Source organism: Mesorhizobium sp. WSM4850 (assembly GCF_055811735.1).
In genome coordinates, this window is record NZ_JBVVPV010000002.1 from 243,334 (window position 1) to 270,248 (window position 26,915).

At 62.8% G+C, this 26,915-nt stretch carries 30 protein-coding genes; 12 read left to right on the forward strand and 18 right to left on the reverse strand.

Translation table 11 applies throughout. The features are described 5' to 3' along the window. Nucleotides 1-17 precede the first annotated feature (17 nt). From AC0L2Z_RS04160 to AC0L2Z_RS04170, 3 genes are read right to left on the reverse strand one after another with little or no spacing between them, the layout of a single operon-like run. Complete coding sequence (locus AC0L2Z_RS04160; protein WP_473626826.1) at nt 18-986, reverse strand: substrate-binding domain-containing protein; 969 nt, start codon at nt 984-986, stop codon at nt 18-20. Beyond that, complete coding sequence (locus AC0L2Z_RS04165) at nt 983-2,299, reverse strand: ABC transporter permease (protein WP_473626827.1); 1,317 nt, start codon at nt 2,297-2,299, stop codon at nt 983-985. Before AC0L2Z_RS04165 ends, AC0L2Z_RS04160 begins: the two co-directional genes overlap by 4 nt. Beyond that, on the reverse strand, nt 2,296-3,882 hold the full coding sequence (locus AC0L2Z_RS04170; RefSeq protein ID WP_473627058.1) for a sugar ABC transporter ATP-binding protein: 1,587 nt from the start codon (nt 3,880-3,882) through the stop codon (nt 2,296-2,298). The genes AC0L2Z_RS04165 and AC0L2Z_RS04170 overlap by 4 nt, the downstream gene beginning before the upstream one ends. 218 nt (nt 3,883-4,100) lie before the next feature. Here AC0L2Z_RS04170 and AC0L2Z_RS04175 point away from each other — a divergent pair, with 218 nt between their 5' ends. Then, nucleotides 4,101-5,132 (forward strand): LacI family DNA-binding transcriptional regulator, encoded by a 1,032-nt coding sequence (locus AC0L2Z_RS04175; RefSeq protein WP_023801552.1) that lies wholly within the window; start codon nt 4,101-4,103, stop codon nt 5,130-5,132. Nucleotides 5,133-5,158: 26 nt separating this feature from the next. Here the strand turns inward: AC0L2Z_RS04175 and AC0L2Z_RS04180 are convergent, their stop codons facing one another. From AC0L2Z_RS04180 to AC0L2Z_RS04190, 3 genes are all read right to left on the reverse strand, one after another. Next, a complete protein-coding gene (locus AC0L2Z_RS04180; protein WP_287225235.1) occupies nt 5,159-6,160 on the reverse strand; it encodes an LLM class flavin-dependent oxidoreductase in 1,002 nt (333 codons plus the stop codon). A gap of 158 nt (nt 6,161-6,318) precedes the next feature. Then, nucleotides 6,319-7,482: an AI-2E family transporter gene (locus tag AC0L2Z_RS04185; protein WP_473626829.1), complete on the reverse strand. Its 1,164-nt coding sequence runs from the start codon at nt 7,480-7,482 to the stop codon at nt 6,319-6,321. A gap of 215 nt (nt 7,483-7,697) precedes the next feature. Beyond that, complete coding sequence (locus AC0L2Z_RS04190; RefSeq protein ID WP_023801555.1) at nt 7,698-8,759, reverse strand: LLM class flavin-dependent oxidoreductase; 1,062 nt, start codon at nt 8,757-8,759, stop codon at nt 7,698-7,700. A gap of 244 nt (nt 8,760-9,003) precedes the next feature. Here AC0L2Z_RS04190 and AC0L2Z_RS04195 point away from each other — a divergent pair, with 244 nt between their 5' ends. Beyond that, a complete protein-coding gene (locus AC0L2Z_RS04195; protein WP_023801556.1) occupies nt 9,004-9,432 on the forward strand; it encodes a DUF6481 family protein in 429 nt (142 codons plus the stop codon). An 85-nt stretch (nt 9,433-9,517) separates the two neighbouring features. Here AC0L2Z_RS04195 and sugE read toward each other — a convergent pair whose 3' ends face one another. Together sugE and AC0L2Z_RS04205 are read right to left on the reverse strand one after the other, a co-directional pair. Then, nucleotides 9,518-9,832: a quaternary ammonium compound efflux SMR transporter SugE gene (gene sugE, locus AC0L2Z_RS04200; RefSeq protein WP_023801557.1), complete on the reverse strand. Its 315-nt coding sequence runs from the start codon at nt 9,830-9,832 to the stop codon at nt 9,518-9,520. 179 nt (nt 9,833-10,011) lie between these two features. After that, nucleotides 10,012-10,137: a hypothetical protein gene (locus AC0L2Z_RS04205; protein ID WP_023801558.1), complete on the reverse strand. Its 126-nt coding sequence runs from the start codon at nt 10,135-10,137 to the stop codon at nt 10,012-10,014. Between the two features lie 211 nt (nt 10,138-10,348). On the opposite strand from AC0L2Z_RS04205, the gene AC0L2Z_RS04210 reads away from it, so the two are divergent. Further along, nucleotides 10,349-11,179 carry a transglutaminase-like domain-containing protein gene (locus AC0L2Z_RS04210; protein WP_023801559.1) on the forward strand — a complete coding sequence of 277 codons (831 nt, stop codon included), beginning with the start codon at nt 10,349-10,351 and terminating at the stop codon, nt 11,177-11,179. 99 nt (nt 11,180-11,278) lie between these two features. Beyond that, nucleotides 11,279-11,683, forward strand: a complete 405-nt coding sequence (locus AC0L2Z_RS04215; RefSeq protein WP_023801560.1) for a GFA family protein — start codon at nt 11,279-11,281, stop codon at nt 11,681-11,683. 4 nt (nt 11,684-11,687) lie between these two features. On the opposite strand, the gene AC0L2Z_RS04220 is transcribed toward AC0L2Z_RS04215, so the two are convergent. Then, on the reverse strand, nt 11,688-12,947 hold the full coding sequence (locus tag AC0L2Z_RS04220; RefSeq protein WP_023801561.1) for a DNA recombination protein RmuC: 1,260 nt from the start codon (nt 12,945-12,947) through the stop codon (nt 11,688-11,690). A 105-nt stretch (nt 12,948-13,052) separates the two neighbouring features. Here AC0L2Z_RS04220 and def point away from each other — a divergent pair, with 105 nt between their 5' ends. The 5 genes from def (at nt 13,053) to truA (ending at nt 16,246) form a co-directional block, all read left to right on the forward strand. Next, on the forward strand, nt 13,053-13,598 hold the full coding sequence (def, locus tag AC0L2Z_RS04225; protein WP_128170220.1) for a peptide deformylase: 546 nt from the start codon (nt 13,053-13,055) through the stop codon (nt 13,596-13,598). 94 nt (nt 13,599-13,692) lie between these two features. Next, nucleotides 13,693-13,998, forward strand: a complete 306-nt coding sequence (locus AC0L2Z_RS04230) for a hypothetical protein (protein ID WP_023801563.1) — start codon at nt 13,693-13,695, stop codon at nt 13,996-13,998. A gap of 30 nt (nt 13,999-14,028) precedes the next feature. Further along, a complete protein-coding gene (fmt, locus tag AC0L2Z_RS04235) occupies nt 14,029-14,964 on the forward strand; it encodes a methionyl-tRNA formyltransferase (protein ID WP_473626830.1) in 936 nt (311 codons plus the stop codon). Beyond that, a complete protein-coding gene (locus tag AC0L2Z_RS04240) occupies nt 14,961-15,470 on the forward strand; it encodes a GNAT family N-acetyltransferase (protein WP_027152137.1) in 510 nt (169 codons plus the stop codon). Before fmt ends, AC0L2Z_RS04240 begins: the two co-directional genes overlap by 4 nt. A 17-nt stretch (nt 15,471-15,487) precedes the next feature. Then, complete coding sequence (gene truA / locus AC0L2Z_RS04245; protein ID WP_128175759.1) at nt 15,488-16,246, forward strand: tRNA pseudouridine(38-40) synthase TruA; 759 nt, start codon at nt 15,488-15,490, stop codon at nt 16,244-16,246. 152 nt (nt 16,247-16,398) lie between these two features. On the opposite strand, the gene AC0L2Z_RS04250 is transcribed toward truA, so the two are convergent. The 6 genes from AC0L2Z_RS04250 to dapD all read right to left on the reverse strand — a co-directional run bounded on the left by AC0L2Z_RS04250 (nt 16,399) and on the right by dapD (nt 21,749). Continuing rightward, nucleotides 16,399-17,004 carry a hypothetical protein gene (locus AC0L2Z_RS04250; RefSeq protein WP_027152135.1) on the reverse strand — a complete coding sequence of 202 codons (606 nt, stop codon included), beginning with the start codon at nt 17,002-17,004 and terminating at the stop codon, nt 16,399-16,401. Between the two features lie 2 nt (nt 17,005-17,006). Next, complete coding sequence (dapE, locus tag AC0L2Z_RS04255; RefSeq protein WP_128175761.1) at nt 17,007-18,206, reverse strand: succinyl-diaminopimelate desuccinylase; 1,200 nt, start codon at nt 18,204-18,206, stop codon at nt 17,007-17,009. A gap of 290 nt (nt 18,207-18,496) precedes the next feature. Then, the gene (locus AC0L2Z_RS04260) at nt 18,497-19,504 is read right to left on the reverse strand and encodes a diguanylate cyclase domain-containing protein (RefSeq protein WP_473626832.1); all 1,008 of its coding nucleotides are present in this window, start codon (nt 19,502-19,504) and stop codon (nt 18,497-18,499) included. A gap of 247 nt (nt 19,505-19,751) precedes the next feature. Beyond that, a complete protein-coding gene (locus AC0L2Z_RS04265; protein WP_473626833.1) occupies nt 19,752-20,474 on the reverse strand; it encodes a hypothetical protein in 723 nt (240 codons plus the stop codon). A gap of 21 nt (nt 20,475-20,495) precedes the next feature. After that, entirely contained in the window at nt 20,496-20,867 is a 372-nt protein-coding gene (locus AC0L2Z_RS04270; protein ID WP_473626834.1) for a DUF805 domain-containing protein, read from the reverse strand. 27 nt (nt 20,868-20,894) lie between these two features. After that, the gene (gene dapD, locus AC0L2Z_RS04275) at nt 20,895-21,749 is read right to left on the reverse strand and encodes a 2,3,4,5-tetrahydropyridine-2,6-dicarboxylate N-succinyltransferase (protein WP_128175767.1); all 855 of its coding nucleotides are present in this window, start codon (nt 21,747-21,749) and stop codon (nt 20,895-20,897) included. A gap of 142 nt (nt 21,750-21,891) precedes the next feature. Here dapD and AC0L2Z_RS04280 point away from each other — a divergent pair, with 142 nt between their 5' ends. Then, entirely contained in the window at nt 21,892-22,731 is an 840-nt protein-coding gene (locus AC0L2Z_RS04280) for an LOG family protein (RefSeq protein ID WP_023801573.1), read from the forward strand. Between the two features lie 36 nt (nt 22,732-22,767). On the opposite strand, the gene AC0L2Z_RS04285 is transcribed toward AC0L2Z_RS04280, so the two are convergent. Continuing rightward, nucleotides 22,768-23,475 carry a pyrimidine 5'-nucleotidase gene (locus AC0L2Z_RS04285; protein ID WP_023801574.1) on the reverse strand — a complete coding sequence of 236 codons (708 nt, stop codon included), beginning with the start codon at nt 23,473-23,475 and terminating at the stop codon, nt 22,768-22,770. A 162-nt stretch (nt 23,476-23,637) separates the two neighbouring features. On the opposite strand from AC0L2Z_RS04285, the gene AC0L2Z_RS04290 reads away from it, so the two are divergent. Next, nucleotides 23,638-24,399, forward strand: coding sequence for a GGDEF domain-containing protein (locus AC0L2Z_RS04290; RefSeq protein ID WP_023801575.1), 762 nt, complete (start codon nt 23,638-23,640; stop codon nt 24,397-24,399). Nucleotides 24,400-24,505: 106 nt separating this feature from the next. Here AC0L2Z_RS04290 and phhA read toward each other — a convergent pair whose 3' ends face one another. Continuing rightward, complete coding sequence (gene phhA, locus AC0L2Z_RS04295; RefSeq protein WP_128175770.1) at nt 24,506-25,342, reverse strand: phenylalanine 4-monooxygenase; 837 nt, start codon at nt 25,340-25,342, stop codon at nt 24,506-24,508. Nucleotides 25,343-25,477: 135 nt separating this feature from the next. Between phhA and AC0L2Z_RS04300 the strand changes: the two genes are divergently transcribed. Then, on the forward strand, nt 25,478-25,954 hold the full coding sequence (locus AC0L2Z_RS04300; protein ID WP_023801577.1) for an Lrp/AsnC family transcriptional regulator: 477 nt from the start codon (nt 25,478-25,480) through the stop codon (nt 25,952-25,954). 57 nt (nt 25,955-26,011) lie between these two features. Here AC0L2Z_RS04300 and argB read toward each other — a convergent pair whose 3' ends face one another. After that, nucleotides 26,012-26,905: an acetylglutamate kinase gene (gene argB, locus AC0L2Z_RS04305; RefSeq protein ID WP_023801578.1), complete on the reverse strand. Its 894-nt coding sequence runs from the start codon at nt 26,903-26,905 to the stop codon at nt 26,012-26,014. Nucleotides 26,906-26,915 lie beyond the last annotated feature (10 nt).

Genomic DNA, 26,915 nt, shown 5'->3' on the forward strand with positions numbered 1-26,915 from the left:
CTCACCGGCGACACGCCTCAGAGCCCGTGCTCCTTCAGGATTTGGGCGGCATTTTCCTTGGTGATCTTCTGCGTCGGCAGCGTGATGGTCTTTTCGACCTTCTCGCCGTTCAGGAACTTGATCGCCTGCCGCAGCCCTTCGGCGCCCGGCGTCACATAGGTGAACGTCGCCGTCAGCTCACCATTGGCAACAAGCTGCACGCCTTCATTGGGCAGGCCGTCGATGCCGATGAACTTGATGTCCTTCTCGCGGCCGACATCCTTGGCGGCAAGATAGGCGCCGTAGGCCATCGGATCGTTGTGACCATAGACGAGGTCGATCTTCTCGTTGTTGCGCAGTGCCGTGGCCATGATGTTGTAGGCCTGGTCCTGCTTCCAGTCGCCCGACTGTTGGTCGAGCAAATATTTTATGCCCGGCTCCTTGTCGGTGAATTCATGGAAGCCGTCATGGCGGTCATGTGCCGGCTGGGTGCCCATGCCGCCCCAGATCTCGACGACATTGCCTGATGCCTTGCCCTTGCCGCCGAGCAATTCGACCGCGTATTCACCGGCAGCCCGGCCGATCAGCTTGTTGTCGCCGCCAACGAACTGCGTGTAGTCCTTGGTTTCGACATTGCGGTCGAGGACGAAGACCGGGATCTTGGCGTCGATCGCCTGCTGCACGACGCCGGTCAACCCGGCGGATTCCTTCGGTGACACCAGCAGCGCATCGACTTCCTGGCGGATCAGGTTCTCGACATCGGCGACCTGCTTTTCCGTCTTGTCCTCGCCGTCGGTGACGATCAGCTGGACTTCCGGATGCTTGGCGGCCTCAGCCAGGATGTCCTTGTTGAACTGGGCGCGCCACGGCTCGATGGTCGTCACCTGCGAGAAGCCGATCTTCCACTTCTTGTCCTGCGCGTAGGCGTTGCCGCTGGTCAGAAGGGCGGTCGTGGTCAGCAGCGCCGCGGCGACAGCGGCAAGCTTCAGCAATTCACGTCGTTTCATTTCTTGTTTCCTCCAAGATTTAGAGACGGGGTCTCTTTTGACGGCCGCTTTGCTGCGGTCGTTTCCTTGTGCGCCGTTTTTCCAAAGGGCAGGCGCAGATAGAAGAGAAGATCAACGGCATTGCGCTCCTGGACGAGCACGGTGCCGATGATGATCATCCCCTTCAGCACGAGCTGAAGGTTCGAATTGATGTTGTGCAGTTGCAGGATGTTCGAGAGCAGCCCGAAGATCAGCACGCCGCAGAATGTGCCGATCAGGCTGCCGCGCCCGCCCATCAGGCTGGTGCCGCCGATGACCACGGCGGCGATGGCATCGAGCTCCAGCCCGGCGCCGGCATCCGGCTTGCCTTGCCTGTATTGCGCGACATAGAGCACTGCCGCCACGCCGGCCAGCAGCCCGGACACGGCGTAGGTGGCGATCTTGACGCGGCCGGCGGCAATGCCGGACAGCCGCGCCGCCTCTTCGTTGCCGCCGATGGCGTAGACATAGCGGCCGAACGGGGTGAAGCGCAGCACCGCGCCGTAGATCAGGATCGCTCCGAGGAAGAACAGGCCCGGCATCGGGATCACGCCGAACACCAGCGAGCGCAGCATTTCGAAATCGGCGGTGGCGTTCGACCCGGTGTAGACCGGCAGCACTGCATTGTTCTGGCCGGCGGTCAGCCGGGCGATGCCGAGCGCCGTCACCATCATCGCCAGCGTGACGATGAAAGGCTGCAGCCGCCCGGCAACGATGATGAAGCCGTTGAGCGCGCCGAACAGCAGGCCGACGCAAGGCGCCACCAGCAACACGCCGACCACGCCGAATTTCGAGCCGACCTGCGGCAGCAGGAACCACAGCACCAGACTGCAGAGGATCACCCCGACAATGCCGGGCGTGACCAGCCCACGAACGCTGTCCAGCCTGACGGCGTGGGTGACCTGCGGGCCGGCGCGCGATTTTTCGATGTTCAGGAAGATGAAGCGGGTGACCAGAATGCCGAGGCAAAGGGCGACCACGGCAACTGTCGGCACCCCCAGCACCACCGCCGGCGTGACACCCGGAACCGTCAGCAGCATGGCGCAGACCACGGTGCAGATCGCCATCAGCGAGCCGACGGAAAGATCGATGCCGCCAGTGATGATCACCGCCGTCATGCCGGTGGCGATCAGGCCGGTGGTCGACACCTGGCGCAGCACATCGAGCAGATTGCCGTAGGACAGGAAGATGTTGTTGCCCTTGGAACTGATCGGCGAGCCCAGCACGCCGATCAGGAAGATTGCGATCAGGCCCCAATAGAGCTTCGTCCGCGACAGGATGTTCAAGATGCTCATGCTGCGGGTCTCGTCATGGTCCGGCGCGGCGCCGCGAGCCGCATGATGGCCTCCTCACTGGCCTGCGCGCGCGAAAGGATTCCCGTCTGGCGACCATCGGCCATGACCAGGATGCGATCGGAAAGAAGCAGCAGCTCCGGCAATTCCGAGCTGATGACGGCGATGGCGAGCCCGTCTCGCGCCAGCTTGAAGATCAGGTCGTAGATCTCCCGCTTGGCGCCGACATCGATGCCGCGTGTCGGCTCGTCCAGCAGCAGCACCCGCGGCCGCGTCGCCAGCCACTTGCCGATGACGACCTTCTGCTGGTTGCCGCCGGACAGGGTGCCGGCCGGCTGCTCGATGGTCCCGCAGCGAATGCCGAGCGCCTTGACCGCCTGCCGCGCCAGGCCTTGCTCGGCGGCCCGCGAGCGAAGCCCGAATCGGGCCAGCGTGCCGACCAGCGGCAGCGCGACATTGTCGGTGATCGAGGCCTGAAGATGCAGGCCCTGCGTCTTGCGGTCCTCGGTCACCAAGGCGATGCCGAGCCGGCGGGCGTCGCGCGGCGAACGGATTTCCACCGGCTCGCCGTCGAGCCGGATTTCGCCGCCGGCGCGGCCGCCGCTGGAGCCGAAGATGGTCTCCAGGATTTCGGTGCGTCCCGAGCCGAGCAGTCCGCCTATCCCCAGAATTTCGCCTTCGGCAAGATCGAAGGCGACGCCGTCGAGCGCGGTGCGCCAGCCGTGGCGGTCTGGTTTCGACAGCGATAGGCCGCCTACGGAGAGAACGACCTTGCCGCTGGGACCACGCTCTTCCTGGGAAGAGGCAAGCAGGTTGCGCCCGACCATCGCCGATATGATGGTATCTTCGTCGAGCTTTGCCATCGCCTCGGTCAGCACGCGGCGTCCATCGCGAAACACGGTGACCCGGCTGGCCAGATGCATGACCTCGTCGATGCGGTGCGAGATGTAGACGATCGCCACGCCGTTGTCGGCGAGCTGGCGGATGATCCGGAACAGCCTCTGGCATTCGGCCGGCGAAAGCGCGGAGGTCGGCTCGTCCATGATCAGGATGCGCGCCGACATCGACAATGCCTTGGCGATCTCGACCAGCTGCTGCTCGCCGACACGCAGGCTGCCGACCCGCGCATCCGGGTTGAGCTCGATGCCGAGCCTCTGCAGCAGGGCGCCTGCGGCATGGCTGCTTGCCTTGCGGTCGACGATAAGTCCGGCGATCAGCTTCTCGCGCCCGAGGAAGATATTATCGGCAACGCTGAGCTCGGGAACGAGATTGAGCTCCTGGTGGATGATGGCGATGCCGGCATGCTCGGCGTCGCGCACCCCGGCGAAACGGACCGGATGGGCATCGACGTTCACCGTTCCGTCGTAATCCGTATAGATGCCGGAGAGGATTTTCATCAGCGTCGACTTGCCGGCGCCGTTTTCCCCCATCAGCGCATGGATCTCGCCGCGCCGCAGCTCGAAGCCGACATCGACAAGTGCGGCGATGCCACCGAAGGTCTTGGAGATGTGCTCGGCGCTCAGAACGACAGCCGAGCGGCCGGCGGCCGCATCATCTCCGGACGTGATGGAATTGCCATGCTCCATGACAAGAACGGCCTCCCTTCCGTTGTCGTCGAACATCTCAAACGCTAATCTAAACGTTTCGAACATGTCAAGTCGCTATCTGATGAGGCGGGATTGATGCATTTCAATTCTTGCACAAATCCGCAGGATTCCTTAGGTATTGCAGCCAGAGGCGATGAAACGTTTCGAAAATGATGGCGTCAGGACGAAAAAAGCAGCGAAAGTCCACGGCCCCCACCATGCTGCACGTGGCTGAAGTGGCGCGTGTTTCGGTCGCCACCGTCTCGGCGCTGATCAACGGCACCGCGACCGTCAGTCCCGAGCTCAGCCAGCGCATCGAACAGGCGATCCGCGACATCGGCTACAAGCGCAACGCGATCGCCCGCAGCCTGAAGATGGGCACGACCCGCACCATCGGGCTGACCGTTCCCCACATCACCAATCCGTTCTTCACCGATGTCGTTTCGGTCATCCAGCAGGCATTCGACCGCGCCGGCTATGCGGTCATGCTGTGCTGCACGGACGAGGACCTGAACACGCAGGACGACCAGATCAGGCTGCTGCTCGACCGAATGGTCGACGGACTGATTGTTGCGCGCGTCGGCGACGGCGCGATCCTGAAGAGAATTGTCGACGACGCCAACGTGCCGGTGGTGCTGCTCGACCGCGTTTGCGAAGGCGTCGATACCGACGCGGTCGTTCTCGATAACCAGCGCGCGGTGTTCGACGCCATCACCTATCTGATCGATCTCGGCCACCGGCGGATCGGCTACATCTCCGGCTCGTTCGACATCTCGCCCATGCATGATCGCATGACGGGATATCGCGAGGCGCTCCAGGCTGCCGGCCTGCCGGTCGAGAGCGAGCTTGTCCGCTTCGGCAATTTCCATGAAGTCGACGGCTACAACGCGACAATGCAGCTGCTTTCGCTGCACGACCGCCCGAGCGCGATCTTCTCGGCCAACAACCCGATGGTGATCGGCACCATGAAGGCGATCCGCGATATCGGGCTGTCCTGCCCCGAGGACATTTCGGTCGCCTGCTTCGACGATTTTCCGTGGTCGGACGTGTTCCAGCCGCAACTGACCACGGTCGCACAACCGGTCAAGGCGATCGGTGAGCAGGCGGCCAATCTGCTGCTCGACCGGCTCGCCGGAAACAGGGACGCGCCGCCGCGCAAGCTGACGCTCAAGGGACGCCTGATGATCCGCAATTCATGCCGGCCCCTTGGCGCGCCGCTGGGGGCGATCGCACAAAGCGTCAGCGCCTAACGCGCCTTCGCAGCCTCGCAAAAAAGTCAGGCAGCTTCCGACAGCGATTTGTGGACGTCGGCCAGGATCTCGAAGGATCGCACCCGCGCTGCGTGGTCGAAAATCTGCGCGGTGACCATCAGCTCGTCGGCGCCGGTGCGCTGCACGAACGCCTCGATGCCTTGCCTGACCGTTTCCGGGGCGCCGACGACGGCGCAGGACAGCGCTTGGCCGAGCATGGTTTTGGCCATCGGGTCGAGGTCGCGCTCATATCCGTCGACCGGCGGCGGCAAGCGGCCGGGCCGGCCTGTGCGCAGATTGACGAAGGCCTGCTGCAGCGAGGTGAACAACAGCCGCGCTTCGGCGTCGGAGGGTGCAGCGAACACGTTGAGGCCGAGCATGACATAGGGCTTGTCGAGCTGTTTCGACGCCTGGAAGCGCGAGCGATAGATCTCCAGTGCGTGGTCGAGTTCGGCCGGCGCGAAATGCGAGGCGAAGGCGTAGGGCAGGCCGAGCATGGCTGCGAGCTGCGCACCATAGAGGCTCGAGCCCAGAATCCAGATCGGCACCTGCTCGCCCTCGCCGGGCACGGCGCGGATACGCTGACCGTCTTCGGCCGGCTGGAAATAGCCCATCAGTTCGACGACATCCTGCGGGAAACTGTCGGCGCCGGCGTCGAGGTTGCGGCGCAGCGCACGCGCCGTGCCCATGTCGGTGCCCGGCGCCCGGCCGAGGCCGAGGTCGATGCGGCCTGGATGCAACGCGTTAAGTGTGCCGAACTGCTCGGCAATGACCAGCGGCGAATGGTTGGGCAGCATGATGCCGCCGGCTCCGACGCGTATCGTTGTGGTGCCGCCGGCGACATGGGCAATGACGACGGAGGTGGCGGCGCTGGCGATGCCCGGCATATTGTGATGCTCGGCCAGCCAATAGCGCCTGTACCCCAGCCGCTCGGCATGGCGGGCGAGATCGAGCGAATTGGTGAGCGATTGCGAAGCGTTGCTGCCTTCGACGATCGGCGACAGGTCGAGAACCGAAAGTGCGGTCATGGGCGGGGATCCTGTGGACGGGAGGGATGTAGGAACCGACCGCGACGGCCGCAAATTCAAAAAATTGAACTGACGCCCATGAGTCCACTCAAGCAAAAAGGGACGCTCTGGAATTTAGTATCCACGGCTGCCTGCCGCAGCTTATCCCGCTTCTCGGATCATGCGCCCGCAGCCGTGTCGGTTTCTGAAATCTGTTCGTCCTCAACCGCCGTATGTTGCGCCGCCAGGAAATTGCCGACATGGCTGAGCTCGTCGAAATGATCGCAGAACACCTTGATGACGACCAGCAGCGGCACCGCCATCAGCGCGCCGACGAAACCCCACAGCCAGGACCAGAAGGCAATGGCGATGAGGATCGCCACGGCGTTGATCTCTAGGCGCCGGCCAACCACCGTCGGCGTCACGAATTGGCCCTCGACGGTATCGCACAACAGCACGAAGGCCGGCGCCAGCAGCGCGTAGGAGATGCTGTCGAAGCTGATCAGCGCGATGATCGTGACCAGCGTGATGGTAATCAGCGCCCCGATATAGGGCAGGAAATTGAGCAGAGCCGCTGCTGCGCCCCAGACCTGCGGGTTGGGCATGCCGAGTGCCCAGAGGCCGAGTCCGATGACCACGCCCAGGCATGTATTGATGACGGCGACGGTAAGCAGATAGTGCGAGATTTCACGTTCGACGTCATAGACGACGCGCAGTGCCCGCTTCTTTTCGCTGAGACTGGGGAAGGATTCGACGATCTTCTCATAAAACATCGTGCCGGAGGCGAGCAGGAACAGCGACAGGACGAAGACGATGATGAGGCTGGTGCCCGCCGACAGCAAATTGCCGGCGGCTTGCGAGAGGATGCCCGATTGCGCCATGGCTACCCTCTGGACGCCCGGCCCTTGGGAAGTCTGCGTCAGTCCCTCTATCTGCCGCGAAATCTCCATGATCCTTTCGAAAGGACGCCGCAGTTGCGCGAGACGTTCGGTCAGCTGCTGGCCAATCGCCGAGGTGTTGTTGATGAGGTCGATGACCGGGCCGCTGAGCAGATAGCCTGCGACGGCGATGACGCAGAACGACAGCAGCACCAGCAGTGTCGCCGATATCACATCGGGCATGCCGTGTTTGCGTAGGAAACGGACGATCGGCGTCAGCGTCAGCGCCAGCAGGAAAGCCAGGATGACCGGCATGAAGAAGGCACGAGCGAAGGAGAGCGCGTAGATCGCCATGAGGATGAAGATGCCGACTAGCAGCGAACGTATCAGGTGCATGTCCGCACGCGCCTCGACGCGCGGATCGGGGCTCTCGGCAGCACCCGAAGCGGCGGGTTCGGCTTTCATTCTGGCCCTCGGCGGCACACTGCGATTGGTGTACGCTGTTGGCGGAAACGCCTTTGCGGCTTCAAGGTTCCGCTGGAGCGACGTGCGTCCACTTGGACGCTCAAAGTACGCTCTAACACTTTGAATTTACCATCGGCCCCGAAAATCGATTCCGATTTTCGGCCGATGCGTTAGCCGGCGCTGACGATGACCTTAGGCCCTACCTGGCCGGCGAGTCAGGCGGCCGGCGCGGCAACGGTGGGGATCGCCTTCGCCGTTTCCTTGCGCACGATCGGTGCCACCTTGGTGCCGTAGAGTTCGATCGCCTTCATGATCTTGGCGTGCGCCATCGTGCCGATCGCCATTTGCAGCAGGAAGCGGTCGTTGCCGAATATCCTGTGCTGGGCAACGATCTTTTCGGCCACCTGTTCGGGGTTGCCGACGAACAGCGCGCCGTTCGGGCCGCGCGACTGGTCGAAATGTGCTCTCGACGTCGGACCCCAGCCGCGCTCGCGGCCGATGCGGTTCATCACCTCGGCCTGCGGCCCATAAAAATCGTCGGCCGCCTGGTCGGTGGTCGCGGCAATGAAGCCGTGCACGTTGAGGCTGGTGGCCAGACCAGCCGGATCGTTGCCAGCCCGTTTGGCCGCTTCCCTGTAAATATCGAACAGCGGCGCGAACCGCGCCGGCTCGCCGCCGATGATGGCCAGCGCCAGCGGCAGCCCGAGCGCACCGGCCCGCGCGGCGGATTGCGGTGTGCCGCCGATCGCGATCCAGATCGGCAATCTGTCCTGGAACGGGCGGGGGTAGACGCCGCGATCGTTGATCGGAGCGCGCAGCCTGCCCGACCAGCTCACCTTGACATGATCGCGGACGGCAAGCAGCAGATCGAGCTTTTCGGCAAAGAGCTCGTCATAGTCCTCAAGATCGTAGCCGAACAGCGGAAAGGATTCGATGAACGAGCCGCGCCCAGCCATAATCTCGGCCCGGCCGCTGGATAGAAGGTCGAGCGTTGCAAACTGCTGGAAGACACGGACCGGATCGTCGGATGACAGTACAGTGACCGCGCTGGTCAGCTTTATGCGCCTGGTGCGTTCGGCCGCCGCGGCCAGGGCCACGACTGGCGCTGAAGCCGCATAATCGGGACGGTGATGCTCGCCCAACCCAAACACGTCGAGGCCGACCTGGTCGGCCAGCTCGATCTCCTCGATCAGGTTGCGCAGCCGCTCATGCGCACCGATGGCGCCTGGGCCTGATTCCGGGCTGACGTCGGCGAAGGTGTAGAGACCGAGTTCCATCATCTGTCATCCTGGTGTTTTGTTCTGGTGTTTTGTTTTTCGCGCTACAGGTAGCGACCAGTCCGCCGCGCCGCCAGAGGGTCGGATGGTGAACAGTGCATGTCCGTTTCAGCCGAATTCAGCCGAAAAGGCGTCTCCCGGCTGCAACAGCTCAGAATTTCATGGCTGGCATACCGTTTTGGCGCTTGAACTCTGGGTTTTCACGCGTATGTAAGCCTCGCAAATTGACTCCAGGGAAGTGGACTTGGCTATCTATAGGGAAAAAGACGTTTTCGAGCGGCGCAATGCCGCAAACGAGGCAAAGAAGGCGCTTCTCGAGCGCTTCAAGGCAAAGCCGGCAGCGGACGATCCAGCGGTGCTGGCACGACAGGCCGAACGCAAGGCGATCCTCGAAGCCCGTGCGATACGCGAGGCCGAAAAGGCCAGGCTGAAGCAGGAGAAGCTGGCGCGCGAAGCGGCCGAAAAGGCCGAGCGCGAAGCTGCTGCCGAAGCCGCGCGGATTGCTGCGGAAGAAGCGGCGCAGGCGGAAGCGAAGATCCGGGAAGCCGAAGAGAACGAGCGCATCGCTCGTTTGCTTGCCGACGAGGCCGAGCGCAAAGCCAAGCGCGACGCGCGCTATGCGGCGCGCAAGCAGCGCACCGGCAGGACGCCTCCGGGCTTTTCCGCTCGCTAGTGCTCCAAGCGCGATTCACCAATCAAATTCAGGGCCGCCTTGCAGCGGCCCTGAAGGCGTTTGTGCTGCTGCCTTGCAGCAAGAACTAGGTCGCGAGTTTCAATCCCATGATGCCGCAGACGATGAGTGCGATGCAGGCCAGCCTGATCGCGGTCGCAGGCTCACCGAGCAGCCAGATGCCAAGCAGCGCCGTGCCGACGGTGCCGATGCCGGTCCACACCGCGTAAGCCGTGCCGACCGGCAGCGTCTTCAGCGCCAGTCCGAGCAAGGCGAGACTGACGACCATTGAGGCAACCGTCAGGACGGTCGGAAGCGGCTTCGAAAAACCGTCAGTGTATTTGAGGCCGATCGCCCAGCCGATCTCGAACAGGCCAGCGAAGAAGAGAAGAATCCACGACATCGGAACGCTCCATTGGATTGCGGGTCGTCCCGGTCTTTTCGGAAAGCGCGAAGTCGTCTTCGCGGCATTGATTCAGAAATGCCCAATCAACAGCAGCGCCGACAGCACTTCAGGACCAGTCGCTGAATGTCGATGGTCCTGGAATGCCGTCGGTCATGACTGCGCCGAAACGCCGAGGCTTACTTGTCCTTGAGTTTGGTCGCCTTGACGGGCGGCGCTTTCAGGGTCGGGGCAGCGGCAGGTTTCTTCGCGTCCTTCTTCGGCTTGCGGGCTTCCTTGCCCGCCTTCATCGCACCTTTAGCCATGATTCGTTTCCTCCAATTGTGGCAAGCGAAATGAACCAAGAGAAACGCTCGACCGCAAGAGGCATAATCTGGCGCCGGCGCCAGCCGTTGGCTGTCAACCATTTCTAAATCGCTCGTAAACCGCGCTGGTCCGTGCGATGATCTTTTTTGCGCTGCAGCAACGGCCCGTGCCTTCGCCGGGTGGTGATCCGGCAGGACGGTCAGGACGATAATGCGAATCCATATCGGCTGCGAGATGAGCTTCGACTTTCCGCAGGAAACGCCGCTGATCGCGATGCTCAACGTTCACTATTCCCGCGCGTCCGATCTCGAGCGGCCGGATTTCCTGACTTCGAACCCACCGGTGCCGATCGAGAGCTACCGCGACAGTTTCGGCAATTGGTGCAACCGCCTTGTCGCCCCTCCCGGTCGCTTCACCTTCGGCACGGACGCGGTGATCCGCGATCCCGGAAGTTTTGAGATGGGCGATCTGCTGGCGTGGCAGCACGAGGTGCGCGACCTGCCGTCGGAGACGCTGCTGTTCCTGCTGCCGAGCCGCTATTGCGAGAGCGACGTGCTGGCGAACGAGGCGTGGCGGCTGTTCGGCCACTCACCGCTCGGTATTCCACGCGTGCAGGCGGTCTGCGATTTCGTCCACAACCACATCATCTTCAACTACGGCAACGCGCGGCCGACGCGCACGGCAGCAGAGGCCTATCGTGAGCAAAGCGGCGTTTGCCGCGACTTTGCCCATCTCGCCGTCGCCTTCTGCCGCGCCTTGAATATCCCGACACGCTATTGCACCGGATACATCAGCGACATCGGCTTGCCGAAACCGTGGTCGGACATGGATTTCGCTGCCTGGATGGAGGTCTACCTCGGCGGCCGCTGGCATGCCTTCGATCCGCGCAACAATGCGCCGCGCATCGGCCGCATCCTGATCGCCTCCGGCCGCGACGCAGCCGATGTGCCGCTGACCCATATCTTCGGGCCGGGTATGCTGGCCGGTTTCAAGGTCTGGACTGATGAAATCATCGAACAGGCGTCGGCGCCGCAGTCTTGAACCACAGGATGCTTCGCGCGTTGTGATTGCCGGTGGAGCTTCGGCCGGTGCGCCGTTAAGCTCCAACGCGTCGAGGCTCGGCTGAAGGGAGGAGCGAAGATGAAAATCGACGGCGGGTGCCATTGCGGCGCCATCACTTACGAGGCGGAGGTCGATCCGGACAACACCAGTATTTGTCACTGCATCGATTGCCAGCAGCTGACCGGAACAGCGTTTCGGGTGACCGTGCCGGCGCCGGAGGAGCACTACCGGATCACCAAGGGCACGCCGAAGATCTACATCAAGACCGCAGCGAGCGGCGCCAGGCGCGCCCAGGCCTTTTGCGGCGAATGCGGTACGCACCTCTATGCCACGTCGGTTGGCGACGGGCCGAAAGTCTACGGCATCAGGGTCGGCACGGCGCGGCAGCGCGAACAACTGATCCCGAGAAAACAGATCTGGCACCGCTCGGCGCTGCCTTGGCTGCCGGAGTTCGAAGGCACGATGATCGTCGAGGAGCAGTAGCCTCTCAGTCGTCGCCTTCGACCACCCTTAGCCTCAGCTGGCCGGTCTTGGAGTCGGCGACGCGCGCACCCGCTTCGGTCTTCGCACTGGCCGCCGATCCGGCGTCGCCCTCCGTCGGCTGCGCGCCGAACTCCAGCGCCTCGATCTTTTGGCCGCGCTTGGTCACCTTCGACGTCGAGACGAGAATATCGTCGATATCCTTGGCCGACTGGCCGAAATGGCTCTGCAGCTTGCGCACCCGCTCGTCGAGGCGCGAGACATCCTCCATCAGCCGGATGACTTCGCCCTGGATCAGATGCGCCTGCTCGCGCATGCGGGCGTCCTTGAGAATCGCCTGGATGACCTGGATCGACAGCATCAGCAGCGACGGCGAGACGATGACGATGCGGGCGCGGTGCGCCTTGTGGACAATCCCCTCGAAATTCTCGTGGATCTCGGCGAATACCGATTCCGACGGCACGAACATGAAGGCGGTGTCCTGCGTCTCGCCCTGGATCAGGTATTTGTCGGAAATATCGCGGACATGCACCTCGATGTCACGCCGAAACGCTTGTGCCGCGACCTTCTGCAAATCGACGCCTTCGGCGGCACGGATGGCGTTCCAGGCTTCCAGCGGAAACTTGGCGTCGATGGCGAGTGCGGGCGCGCCATTCGGCATCTTCACCAGGCAGTCAGGCCGGCTGCCGTTCGACAGGGTCGCTTGGAATTCGTAGGCACCGTGCGGCAGGCCATCGGCGACGATCGCCTCCATGCGCGACTGGCCGAAGGCGCCGCGCGTCTGCTTGTTGGAGAGGATTGCCTGAAGTTGCACGACCTGGCTGGCGAGCGACTGGATGTTGCCTTGCGCTGTATCGATGACCGCCAGCCGCTCCTGCAGTTTGGCGAGGCTTTCATGCGTCGATTTCGTCTGCTCGGTCATGGTCTGGCCGAGACGGCCGGTCATCGCGTCGAGACGCTGGCCGATCGACTGCGTGAGTTCGGCCTGCCGCGCCCCGAACACTTCGGCGATGGCGCCCATGCGGCCCTGCATCTCGGCCTGGCTTGCCAGGATGCCGGCCATCCGCGCCTCGGCGTCGCGGGCGTGGTCGGCGGCTTCCGCGGCAGCCACCGCACGCGCCTTGGCCGAGCGCCAGAGCGCGACGACGAGCGCCACGAACAGGCCCAGGAACAGGACCGCGCCGAATGCCAGCGCGTGGCCGAGCGTGATCGTGGTGGCGCCGAGCCGGGCGATCGGTTCAGACAGGATGGTGGTCAGGTCGTTCATATCGGACAGCATAGATGATTCGGCCTGACGACACAGATCAAAACGTGAACGCCGCTGCAAATGCCCCGGTTGACGCTTTTCGTGCGAGGTCTTAGGTGAGACGCCATGTCGATCAAGCCGCTCATCATCCTTCCCGATCCCGTCCTGCGCCAGGTTTCGAAACCGGTCGAGCGCGTCGACGGCGCCTTGCGCAAACTGGCCGACGATATGCTGGACACGATGTATGATGCGCCGGGCATTGGTCTGGCGGCGATCCAGATCGGCGAACCGCTGCGCATGCTGGTGATCGACCTCGCCAAGGAAGACGAGCCGCCGGCGCCGCATGTCTTCATCAATCCCGAGATTCTTGAGAGCGCCGATCAGCGCTCGGTCTACGAGGAGGGGTGCCTGTCGATCCCGGATTACTATGCCGAGGTCGAGCGCCCTGCCGCCGTGCGGGTGAAATATCTCGATCGCGACGGCAAGCTGCAGGAGATCGAGGCCGAAGGGCTGATGGCGACTTGCCTGCAGCACGAAATCGACCATCTCAACGGCGTTCTGTTCATCGACCACATCTCGAAGCTGAAGCGCGACATGGTGGTGAAGAAGTTCAAGAAGCTCGCCAGGGACAAACCATCAGGCAGCAAGGCGCCGGGCAAGTTAGTGGGATAGGGCGATACTCGCGCAGTTTGATGCTGAACCTTTCGAAGATGTTGGCGGGACAGCGCCCCTCTACCCTGTTCCAGATCAGGAAATGGAGACGCCGATGAGCGACATGCTGATCAGAAATATTCCCGAACCCTTGAAGCGGGAAATCGAGCAGGCGGCGCGTAAGAGCGGCCAGAGCCTGTCGGGCAAGGCGATAGCTCTTCTGCGCGAAGGCATGGTCGCCGAAAGGCAAGCCAGGCTGGAGCCGGGTCTTTCGGCATGGGACGCTATTCGCGCGACTTTCGCTGCTGAAAACGCAATTGGCGATGAATTCGCCAAGATCATGAACGAAATCGAAGCAGAAAGGAAACGCGACTTCGGTCGCCGACCCGCAAAGTTCGCGACTTCGACTGAGCCGACTTAACGGCCAGACGAAGACCTGACCCGGAACAAAATGCCCTTGCGCGTCATCTTCATGGGTACGCCCGAATTCTCGGTGCCGACGCTGCGGGCGATCGCGGATGCCGGACATGAGATTGGAGCCGTCTACACTCAGCCGCCGCGCGCCGCCGGTCGCCGGGGGCTGGAACTGACGCCGTCGCCGGTGCAGCGCGAGGCCGAGCGGCTGGGCCTCGAGGTGCGGACGCCGGTGTCGCTGAAGAACGAGACCGAGCAGCAGGCGTTCCGCGCCTTGCGGGCCGATGTCGCCGTCGTCGTCGCCTATGGATTGCTGTTGCCCAAACCCATTCTCGAGGCGCCGCGGCTCGGCTGCCTCAATGGTCACGCGTCGCTGTTGCCACGCTGGCGCGGCGCCGCCCCTATCCAGCGCGCCATCATGGCCGGCGATACCGAGACAGGCATGATGGTGATGCGGATGGAAGAGGGCCTGGACACCGGCCCGGTGGCGATGGCCGAAAAATGCGCCATCGGCCCCGATATGACGGCCGGCGAACTGCATGATCGGTTGATGCACATTGGCGCCGCGCTGATGGCGGAAGCGCTGGCTCGTCTGGAACGGGATGCCCTGACTTTTACCGCACAGGCGACGGAGGGGGTGACCTATGCCAAAAAGATCGATAAAGCGGAGACGCGCGTGGACTGGACGCGGCCTGCTGGCGAAGTCCACCATCATATTCGCGGCCTGTCGCCCTTTCCCGGCGCATGGTGCGAGATCGAAATTGCCGGCCGCTTGGAGCGGCTGAAACTGCTTCGCTCGACGCTTTCGCAAGGCGCCGGCGAGCCGGGAGGAATTCTCGACGACCGGCTGACGGTCGCCTGCGGGTCAGGCGCGATCAGGTTGGTCGAAGTTCAACGTGCGGGCGGAAGGCCCATTGCCGCGCAGGAATTTCTGCGCGGGGCCAAGCTCGAAAAAGGAATGAAATTCTCATGAGCATGATGTCGATACGCGCGGCGACGCCGCGGGACCGCGAGGCGATCCGCCTGGTCGAGGAACACGCATTCGGCCAGCAGGCGGAGGCCGGACTGGTCGACGCGCTGGTCAGCGGCGGCGATGCCGTCGTCGAACTGGTGGCGGAAGAAGATGGACAGGTGGTCGGCCATATTCTGTTTTCGCGGCTTTACGTGCAGAACGGCGGCAAGAGCTTTCCGGCAGTGGCGCTGGCGCCTCTGGCGGTCGAGCCGTCATTCCATGGCACCGGCATCGGCGGTGCGCTGGTCCGCGAGGCGCATATCCGCCTGAAGGATGCCGGCGAGGTGCTGGCGGTGGTGCTTGGCGATCCCGCATATTATGGCCGCTTCGGCTACAGTCACGCGCGCGCCGAAAAATTCGAAAGCGAGTTCCAGGGCGAAGCGATGCAGGCGCTGGTCTGGGGCGAAGCGCCTGAGACCGGCAAGCTGGTCTACGCTTCGGCTTTCGGCACCGCGCTCGCCGCCTAACCTCATCCTTCTTAGGAATGCCGCGTTTTCGCCTCGACATCGAATATGACGGCAGCCTCTATGCCGGCTGGCAGCGCCAGGCAGACCAGCCTTCGGTGCAGCAGGCGATCGAACAGGCGATCGAGAAATTCTGCGGCGAACAGGTCTCGCTGCGCGGCGCCGGCCGCACCGATGCCGGCGTCCACGCGACCGGTCAGGTGGCGCATGTCGATCTCGTCAGGGCGTGGCCTGATGACAAGGTTCGCGATGCCGTCAACGCCCACCTGCAAACGGCCAAGGCGCGCATCGCCATCCTCAAGGCGGCTGTGGTGCCGGATAGCTTCGATGCGCGTTTCTCGGCGATCGGCCGCCACTATCTCTACCGCATCGTCAACCGGCGCGCGCCGGCGGCGCTCGACAAGGGCAAGATCTGGTGGGTGCCGAAGCGGCTCGACGCCGAGGCCATGCACGAAGCGGCAAAGGTGCTGCTGGGGCGGCATGATTTCACCACGTTCCGCTCGACCCAGTGCCAGGCCGACAACCCGGTCCGGACGCTCGACCGGCTGGATGTCAGTCGGCTGGGTGACATGATCGAAGTGCGAGCCTCGGCGCGCTCGTTCCTGCACAATCAGGTGCGCTCGATGGTCGGCTCGCTGAAGCGCGTCGGCGAAGGCGGCTGGACAATTGCCGATCTGAAGGCGGCGCTCGACGCGCGCGACCGTGCAGCCTGTGGCCAGGTAGCGCCGCCCGATGGGCTTTTTCTCGTTGGGGTAGATTATCCGAAGGCGTCCGGATGACGCGGCTAGATGTGCCGATCAGTCAGCGTCACTAGGCTAGGTCGTCCTGCCAATCGGCCCAGCCGTAGAACACGCGCACAATCACCACGCGCTCGGACTCTACAATGAAGGCGATGGTGACGCGGCGTGTGAATCCGATGATCCGAAGCTATTCAAGTCCCGGTCCCGCTCGGCGCACCGATGCCGAGCAGCGCCTGCAGCGCGAACAGAACGACCAGCGACGCCACGAACATTCCGGCGAAGACAGCGCTGCCGACAGCCGCGCCCCTGCCGATGGCAACGTTTGTCATCCGCCAGGTCAGGATCATCGACAGCGCGAACAAAAGCAGCGACGCCAGTACGGCGAACTCGTTGGTGGACGGCAGGAAAAGCCTGATCAACGCCGCTGGCAGCATCATCCAGGCGATGATCGCCGACGCCCAGTTGCTGGCGACGACATAGTGGACGAAGCGCCCGCCGATGCCGGCGCGCGGCGCGACGAGGGCAAGGCCGACAAGCGGCAACACCCAGACGCCGATGTCGACTGTCGCCAGACGGATCAGCATGCTGAAGCGTCCGGCGAATGCATTCGGATCGCCGATCTCGTTGGCGAGGCCGACCCAACCGACGATCAGCGCCGGTGCCGCGACGACGATGGCGAAGAAGGAATTCCAGAAACCGTCGGCCGAAAGGTCGAACTGGCGCAGCCCATCGGCCTTGCCGAGCATCAGTCGCCAGGCGCCGTTGAGCGAAGCATAGGTTTCATCCGACGAAAGCATGATTACGATGCGCCTTGCTCGAACCAGTCTTCGATGAAGCGCAGATAAATCTGCGTCAGCGTCTCGAGGTCGGCAAGTGCGACGCGTTCATCGACCATGTGCATGGTCTTGCCGACCAGCCCGAACTCGACCACCGGACAATAATCCTTGATGAAGCGTGCGTCGGAGGTGCCGCCGGAGGTGGAAAGCGCCGGCTTCCTGCCGATCACCGCCTTGACCGAACCGCTGAGCGCTTCGATCAGCCGCTCGTCGCGGGTGAGGAAGACGTGGCTCGGCCGGTCGCGCCAGACGAGTTCGTAATCGACCGGTGTCGTCTTGCCGGCCCGGTATTTCTTTCGCTTCGCCGCCTTGTCGAGACGGTTGTGGATTTCCGCCTGGATGGTCTCGGCGGTCCATGTGTCGTTGAAGCGGATGTTGAAGGCGGCGGTCGCCTTTGCCGGAATAACATTGGTGGCCGGATTGCCGACGTCGATCGAGGTTACCTCCAGATTGGTCGGCTGGAAGTCCTTGGTGCCCTTGTCGAAGACTGGGTGCAGCAAGGCTTCGACCAGCGTCATCAGGCCGCGCACCGGATTGTCGGCAAGCTGCGGATAGGCGGCGTGGCCTTGGCGGCCGTTGACGATGATGCTGCCGGACAAAGAGCCGCGCCGGCCGATCTTGATCATGTCGCCCAGCGCATCGGGATTGGTCGGCTCGCCGACGATCGACGCATCCCATTTCTCGCCCTTGGCGACCGCCCATTCGAGCAGCTTTGTCGTGCCGTTGATGGCCGGCCCTTCTTCGTCGCCGGTGATCAGCAGCGAGACCGAGCCTTTCAGGCCGCCTTTCGACTCGAGATGGCGCGCCACGGCGGCGATGAAACAGGCGATGCCCCCCTTCATGTCGACGGCACCGCGACCGAACATCTCGCCCTTGGCGATCTCGGCAGCGAAAGGCGGATGCGTCCATGAGGTCTCGTCGCCGACCGGCACCACGTCGGTATGCCCGGCGAACATCAGGTGCGGACCGTTGCCGGAGCGCCGCGCATAGAGATTTTCGATATCGGGCGTGCCGTCCTCCGAGAACACCGGGCGCTCGACGGAAAAGCCGAGTGGTTTCAGCATTGTTTCCAGCGTGCTCAGTGCCCCGCCCTCGATAGGTGTCACGGAGGGGCAGCGGATGAGGGCGGCGAGATTTCCAGCGGGATCGGTCGGCAACGTCATGGGCAAAAGCGTTAGTCGAAAGCGCAAGGCCTGTCACGGCCAGACATAAGGGCCAGCCATCCCGCCGACACTATGGTTTTCATGGCGTATTGTCGCAGGCCTGATGCATGTCGCCCAAAAGGCATGGCCCTGGGCTTGACCGGTGCGGGCGCAGCGGTTTTGGGCAAATGCGCATAAAACAAACAAAGGCTTAAAGTGCGTCGCAGGGGTCGCTTCAGACGCGACGCACTTAGGCGGGATACGAGATATTGCATGGACTGAGCGACAAAAGGCCCAAATAATCGCTGTGGTCAGTTCGCGGCCCGCACATGCGCCCGGTAACGGCCCTTTCCGGTGCGTTTGGCTTCATAGAGCGTGTGATCGGAGCAGGTGAGAAGAAGTTCCGGCTCGCCGCCGTCGGCAGGCGCGAAGGCACTTCCAATGCTCAACCCGATGGGTATTGCGGTGCCCACGCCAAGGTCGAAGGGTACCGAAATCTTCTCAATGGCGCGCTTTGCCAGCATGGTGGCTTCGATCTCGGATGTGTCGGGCAGCAGGATCACGAATTCGTCACCGCCGATGCGAAAGACCATATCCCCCGGTCGGAAAGCGCGCTTCAATCGTTCGGCCACCTTGCGCAGCAGCATGTCGCCGACCGCGTGGCCGAAGCGGTCATTGACGTGTTTGAAGCCGTCGAGGTCCATGCTGAGAACGGCAAACGGCATGCCGCCGTTTGCTGCCGGCGCCGCAAGCTCGCTGCACATGCCGCGCAGTTTCTCCTGAAGGAAGATGCGGTTGGGCAGGCCGGTCAGCGCGTCCTTGATCGCCAGATCGCGATTGTCCAGTTCGGCGCGGATCATGCGGGCGTTGATCGCATGATTTTGAAGCAGCACGATGATGACGCCGGCCACATAAAAAGGCACTTGAAATCCGACGATCGACATTCCGGGCGCCGGAGATAACAGCGCGCCAACCAGGAAAGGCAGGCTTACCGCCAGCATGACGAATATGGCGTAGCGCGGGGTCGCTGCGTTGCGCGACGACACCACGCCGACGACGCCTGCGACATTCAAGGCAGCCAGCACGGCAAGCGCCATATCCCCGCTGACGACGCAGCCATAGCAGCCGAGGCCGAAAATCACCGACCATGACCCACCGGCGGCCATGAGGCCTGCCAGCGGCCCCGTTCCCCCGCGCTTGCGGGTCCGCTCACATTCCCGCATCAGCAGGAAGCGGACGGCAAACAGAATGAGGTCGGCCGCCATCCAGGCGTAGGGCCACCGGTCGCCGGTGACGACAGTGGCGCCGACTGCCAGCACCAGGACACTGATGGTGCCGAACAGGACAGCGAATTTGCGCTCGAAAGTGGTGTCGAGAAGCCGCGCGCGGACAGCTTCCGGTTCCGCGCTGATCGGTGAAGAAAACCGGGCGAACAGCCGCGCGCCGGCGCTTCGCTTTCCGCGCGTTTTCGGGTTGGCCAGGGGTTCGTCGTGTGCCAGTCGAGTGCTCCGTGCCGGTCGACACAGTCTTCACAGGGCATGCTGGATCAAGGTGATTAAGATTAGCTTAGGTACCTGGACGAGCCGACCGCAATGGACCGTCGATCAGCGTGATCTTTTGCCAGATCTTTCGCGACAGATTGGAGCCCAGGGACTCGATATCGTTGACGCCATCGACGACCACATCGTCGTTGACCGATTGCGCGAACAGCGCGGCGATCTTGCCGGTGATCGACAGCATTTCGGAGCAATAGTCGAGGTAGCGCGCGAGATCGGCACGGTCGGTTATGCGTGCCGGTGAATGCGATGTCGGCTTGAAATCGGTTGAAAGCGCTGCCGGATCCTTGGTCAGCTGATGCATGTCGATGACATGTATCAGCGATCGCAAGCCATGAAGCTTTCGAAACACCTGCTTGCGCTTGATGCGCTCCTCGGTCCGGATCAAGGCCAGGAAGCCGAGCATCGCGAGGATGATCATGTTGATCAAGGATTCGATGCCTTGCACCGACTGGATGGCGTCGTGGGTTCCCGAGATGCGGCCGAGCGGCAGGATGGTGCCGACGAACAGGAACATCACCGCGCCGGCGGCAATGGTGACGATGACGACGCCGCGCAGCCACCAGATCGGCGCTTCCAGCGCCTTCGCCGCCTTGGCCAGATCACGCGACAGCGACACAAGTTCGATGGCAACGCCACGCAAGCCGGTATCGGGAAACCGCTCGGCGACGCGTTTTTCCAGTCGCTCGGCAGTTTCGATGATCAGTTTCGCATCAAGCGTGCGGTAGCGCATGGCTAGAGACCCGCCCGGCGCTCATGATTCGGCCGGCGCATTGGTGCGTTTGCCGTAGCGGTTGGGTCCGGGATCACTTTTGAAAAAGGCCAGAATGACAAGGAGAATGGCGCCGACGATGAGAGAGATCAATGCGTAGTAGGTAGGCTTGCCGAAATCATGGAACCGCTTCGCCGTTAGCGCAAAGGTCGACCATGTCGAGACAACCACAGCGACCCACCAGGCGAGCGCCCAGTACTGACTTGCAGCAGTGCCCAGCGGCGTTCGCGAGAACTGGTAGAGCAGGAAAAGCTGAGTGAGGAGCGGTAAAAGACCCGCCAAAACATAGGCGCTGGGGTTCACTCGCCCGGAAAGGCTGAAGAAAAGCCATAGAAATCGAGGTCTGTCGAGCAAGCGGGTAGGTCCGTCTTTTTGAAAAGATCAATCGCGAAGCAGTTCATTGATCGAAGTTTTGGAACGGGTCCTGGCATCGACCCGCTTGACGATGACGGCGCAGTAGAGGCTGGGACCCCAGTTTTCGCCTGGCACGTTCTTGCCCGGCATCGTGCCCGCCACCACCACTGAATTGGCTGGCACTTCGCCGTAGAAAACCTCGCCGGTGGCACGGTCGACGATCTTGGTCGACTGGCCGATGAAGACGCCCATGCCGAGTACCGAGCCTTCGCGCACGACGCACCCTTCAACCACTTCGGAGCGTGCGCCGATGAAGCAATTGTCCTCGATGATGGTCGGGCCGGCCTGCATCGGCTCCAGCACGCCGCCGATGCCGACGCCGCCCGACAGATGCACATTCTTGCCGATCTGGGCACAGGAGCCGACCGAGGCCCATGTGTCGACCATGGTGCCGCTGTCGACATAGGCGCCGACATTGACGAAGGACGGCATCAGCACGGCACCTGGCGCGACGTAGGCGGAGCGCCGCACGATCGACGACGGCACGGCACGGAAACCTGCCTTCTCGAAGTCGATGGCGCTCCAGCCGTCGAATTTCGACGGCACCTTGTCCCACCACACGGCCTGGCCCGGACCACCCTTGATGATCTCCATCGGGTTGAGTCGGAACGACAGCAGCACAGCTTTCTTCAGCCACTGGTTGACATGCCATTTGCCGTCGGCCTGGCGCTCGGCAACGCGGACAACACCCCGGTCGAGTAGGTCGAGCGCCGCCTGGATGGCGTCGCGCGCTGCGCCGCGGGTTGCCGTCGAAATCGTCTCGCGTTCCTCGAAGGCGGTTTCGATGGTCTTTTCGAGGCTCGCCAGATCGGGCTTTGACATGAATTCGCTCCATTACCAAGCTGTTAAGGGGCCGCACCTTAACCTGTTTTGAAAGTCGCCGGACCCTATGTGAAGGCTTGGTGAGGGTCAATCGCGGCTGCGTCGCGGGACGGCGCAACTGAATAATTGGACGGTAGGTAATATGACTCCTATGGAAAAGGCGGGGTGGACGCCGCTGCCGCATTCGGACGAGGATCTGGAGCGGTCGAAAAGCGTGCCGGACACGCCGCAGACGCGTGCCGAGACCTACCGGTTGGCATGGAACGATCCCGACTTCATGACACGGCGCGAATTGCGCGCGGTCAGGCTGCAGCTCGAACTGTTGAAGCCGGAGATGATCCTGGCCGAGCGCGGCATCGGCTCGACCGTCATCCTGTTCGGCGGGGCGCGCATACCCGAGCCGGGCGGTGAAGCCTGGGCAGCCAAGAACGAGACGCAGAAGGAAAACCTCGAGAAAAACAGCAAATATTACGAGGAAGCGCGAAAATTCGCCCGGCTCTGCTCGCAGCAGTCGGCCACCTCCTATTATCGCGAATTCGTCGTGGTGACAGGCGGCGGACCCGGCGTGATGGAAGCCGGCAACCGCGGCGCCGACGATGTCGGCGCCCCGTCGATCGGCCTCAACATCGTGTTGCCGCACGAGCAGGCGCCGAATGCCTATGTGACGCCGGAGCTCTGTTTCAACTTCCACTATTTCGCGGTCCGCAAGATGCATTTCGTCATGCGCGCCAAGGCTGTCGCGGTGTTTCCCGGCGGCTTCGGCACGATGGACGAATTCTTCGAAACGCTGACCCTGATCCAGACCGGCCGCATGGAGCGCGTGCCGGTGATCCTGTTCGGCAAGGCTTTCTGGAAACGGGCGATCGATCTCGATTTCCTCGCCGAGCAAGGCACGATCACCCCTGGCGACCAGGACATCATCGATTTCGTCGACACCGCCGACGAAGCCTGGGGGATCATCAGCCGCTTCTATCAGCTTTAGGCCGCGGGCTTCGATCCGGCTTTACGAAGCAACGGCTCAAGCGGTGATGTCGACGATCGCGGTGAGGAATTCGGCAAGATCGTCGGTGACGAAATCCACATCGTCCTCGTGGCCCGGGTCACGTTCCCAGATTTCCGAGAAGGTCGGCTCGAAGTTGCGCGGCACAACCAGCACCGTGGTCATGCCCAGCGATTTCGGCACGGACAGGTTGCGGGCCAGATCCTCGAACATCACCGCATTGTGGCCGGTGACCGCGTGGAGTTCCGCGAACTTCTCGTAGGTCTGGCGGGCCGGCTTGGGGTTCAGCCCGGCAGCGACGATATCGAAGATGTCGTCGAAATGATCGAGGATGCCGAGTTGGCGCGCGGTGCGTTCGGCATGCCTGCGGTCGCCATTGGTGAAGATGAACTTGCGGCCGGGAAGCTGGCGGATGGCGGTGCCGAGAACGGGATCGGGAACCAGCCAGGAATAGTCGATGTCATGGACCTTCTCGAGAAAGTCGTCGGGATCGATGCCGTGGCGCGCCATCAGACCGTTCAGCGTCGTGCCATATTCCCGGTAGAGTTCCTTCTGCAGCTTGCGGGCATCGTCGCGTGGCAGCGTCAGCAGTTCTCCGACATAGGCGGTCATCTTTACGTCGATCTGCGAGAACAGGTTCGAATGGTGCGGATAGAGGGTGTTGTCGAGGTCGAACACCCAGTCGGTGACATGGGCAAAGCGGGCGGGGTCCGGGAGCGTGGTCATGCAACCCCTTATGGCACGAAACAATGCTTTTGGCAGAGGCTTTATCCACAACTTATGCGCGTCATGGGTGGCGAAAATGGCCCGATGATTCAAATTTTAGGCATCGCCGAAAGGTGCCATTCAGGGCTTGCTGGCACACAGACGGTCCAGGGGGAACCAGCGATGAGCCGCATATTTCTGAAGTCTGCCGCCGTCGCTTTCGCCTCCCTCGCAGTCTCGCTGTTGTTGACGCTGATCGTCGTTCCGGCAATGGGCTTTCCGATCAACCGCACGATCTGGCTGACGTCCACGGTCTGCCCGCTGGTGCTCGCCTGGATCGCCAGCGCCTACACGTTCTGGCAGGGCGAGAGGTTGAAAGGCGCTCATCGCGACCTCGCCCGCGCTCATGCCCAGCTCGCCGCTGCGCATCGGCGCCTGTCGGAGAAGGCAAGCCGCGACGACATGACCGGCATGCTCAACCGCGAGAGCTTCTTCGCCGCCCTCGAGGCCACCCGGCGTAAATCCGATCGCGGTGCGTTGCTGATCATCGACGCCGATCACTTCAAGCTCATCAACGACAGCTACGGCCATCTGACCGGCGACGATGCGCTGCTCCTGATTGCAAGCGCAATCGAGCGCGGCGTGCGCAGCGGCGACGTGATCGGCCGCATCGGCGGCGAGGAATTCGGTGCGTTTCTGGTCGGCGCCACCGAACAGGAAGCCAAACGCGTCGCTGAACGCATTCGCCGTGAAGTCGAGCTGATCCGCTTCCGTCCCGTCGATGAGCGGGTCATACCCCTCACCGTCAGCATCGGCGGTGTCACCTGCGGCGAGGATGCCGGCGTATCGGATCTGATGCGTGTCGCCGACCGCCGCCTTTACCAGGCCAAGGATCGCGGCCGCAATCTGACCATCCTGGACAGGGACGTTTCCGAAGCGGCCTGAACGGTCCCATCTTCTCGGCTTCCGGCCTGCCGATGGATCGTCATTCCAGCGCGCCACCAATAACGCCCGCGCCGATCGGCTGCGAGCGTCCGCGTCTGGCCAGCGTCTAAAGTTTTGCCGGGTCGAGCGCCGGCTTGCCCTTGTGGCGTCCGATGATCGCTGCCATGTCGGCGACGTTGTGGAAGGCATCGCGCAAAACGTCGAAGGACGGCAGCACGAAATAGGCGCGCTGGAACTTGTCGATCTCATAGCTGGTGCGCATTACCGTTTCCAGATCGAAGGGAACATGATGCGCGTCCTTGCTTTCAACCGCGAATTGAAGTTCGGCAAAGGACGACATCAGCCCGGCGCCGAAAGCCTTCAACGGTTGGCCGGCCTCCTGGATCAGCCCGTACTCGACGGTGTACCAGTAGAGGCGGCTGATCATCTCGTCGCCGCCGAGCGCGATCAGATGCTCGGCCTTCTCGCCATACATCTGCATGAAATCGGCAAAGACCGGCTGGGTCAGCACCGGCACATGGCCGAAGAAGTCGTGGAACATATCCGGCTCGACGATGTAGTCGAGCTCTTGTTTCGTCCGCAGCCAGTTGGTCACCGGGAAGCGCCGGGCGGCCAGGTGGACGAAGAAGGCCGGTGCGGGAATGAGGCCCGGCACGGCGACGATCTCCCAACCGGTAAGCTTGCGCAGCTTCTCGCTGACCACACCGAAATCCGGAATCCTGTCGAGCAGGCCCAGCGTGGCGACGCCGTCGAGATAGGACCGGTGTGCCAACTTTTTGGTCAGCTTCGTCTGGCGGTCGCACAAAGTACGCCACACTGCCTGCTCGTCAGCTGTGTAGTTGTAGCTCTGCTCAACGGTGAAATCGGCGCGGCAGACCGAATAGTCGCCGCGAAGGCCTTGCGCCGCGCATTCGCGGGCGTAATCGGCAACGTTCATCGTCATGGCTGTTCTCCCTGGAAATCACGACTAACATCTTGAAAGTTTAGCCGGATCCGGTGAGGCAAATCCGCTTTGATGATGGCTCGAACAGGCGATTTGAGGTAAAAGACACCACAGCGGAGCTGCAGGAGAGTGAAAGTGCCTCAGTTTGACGATTTTGAGATCAAGATGCTCGATATCTTGCAGCGCGATGGGCGCAAGCCTGTGTCCGAACTGGCCCAGGAAATCGGGCTTTCGACGACACCATGCGCGCGCCGCTTCGAGGCTCTTCAGAGCGCCGGCATCATCAAGCGCTTTGCCGCTGTGCTCAGCCGCCGCGCCATCGGCCTGATGGTCGAAGTGTTCATTCAGGTGCGCCTGGTGACCCACAGCGACGGGTCGCCCGAAACCTTTATCGCCGCCGTGCAGCGCATGGACGAGGTGTCGTCGTGCTGGACCATGACTGGCGACTACGATTTCCTGCTGCATGTGATGGTGCCGTCGGTCGACGAGCTCAACGCCTTTGTCATGCACCGGCTGATGCGGCTCGACGGCGTGCGCGATGTCCACACGCAGCTCGTGCTGCAGAACATCAAGGGGCCGGGCCACGTGCCGCTTGGGCACCTCAGGCGATAAGTTCGCCCTGACGCCTGCTCAACCCTGGATTTCTGGCCGACAAGTTGCAGCCTGCGCTCAAGGCACGATCAGTGTGCCGGCGCCGTGTTCGGTAAACAATTCGAGCAGCACCGAATGCGGCGTCTTGCCATTGAGGATGACGACGCCTTCGACGCCGCGCTCGATCGCATCGATGCAGGTCTCGACCTTGGGGATCATGCCGCCCGACACCGTGCCGTCCTTGATCAATGCCTTTGCCTCGGCGACGGTCAGTTCGTCGATGAGCTTCTTGTTCCTGTCGAGCACGCCGGGCACGTCGGTGAGGAACAGAAGGCGTGTCGCCTGGCAGGCGCCGGCGATGGCGCCGGCGAAGGTGTCGGCATTGATGTTGTAGGTGTGGCCGTCACGGCCCGGCGCCACCGGCGCCAGCACCGGGATCATTTCGGACCGCGCCAGAAGGTCGAGCAGGGTGCGGTCGACCTCGACAGGCTCGCCGACGAAGCCGAGATCGAGCACACGCTCGATGTTGGAGTCCGGGTCGATCATGGTCTTGCGCGCCTTTTCGGCGAAAACCATGTTGCCGTCCTTGCCGCACAGGCCGATCGCCCATTCGCCCTCGGCATTGATCAGCGCGACGATCTCCTTGTTGATCGAGCCGGCCAGCACCATCTCGACGATCTCGACCGTCTTCTGGTCGGTGACGCGCAATCCGCCCTCGAACTTCGATTCGATGCCCATCTTGCTCAGCATGGCGCCGATCTGCGGCCCGCCGCCATGCACGACGATCGGGTTGACGCCGGATTGTTTGAGCAGCGCGATGTCGCGGGCAAAGGCCTTGCCGAGCGCGATGTCGCCCATGGCGTGGCCGCCATACTTCACCACGACCGTCTTGTTCTCGTAGCGCTGCATATAGGGCAGCGCCCTCGAAAGCAGCGCGGCCTGCATTTCGGCGGTGGCGGCGAGGTCCGTCATTCGGCTTGGT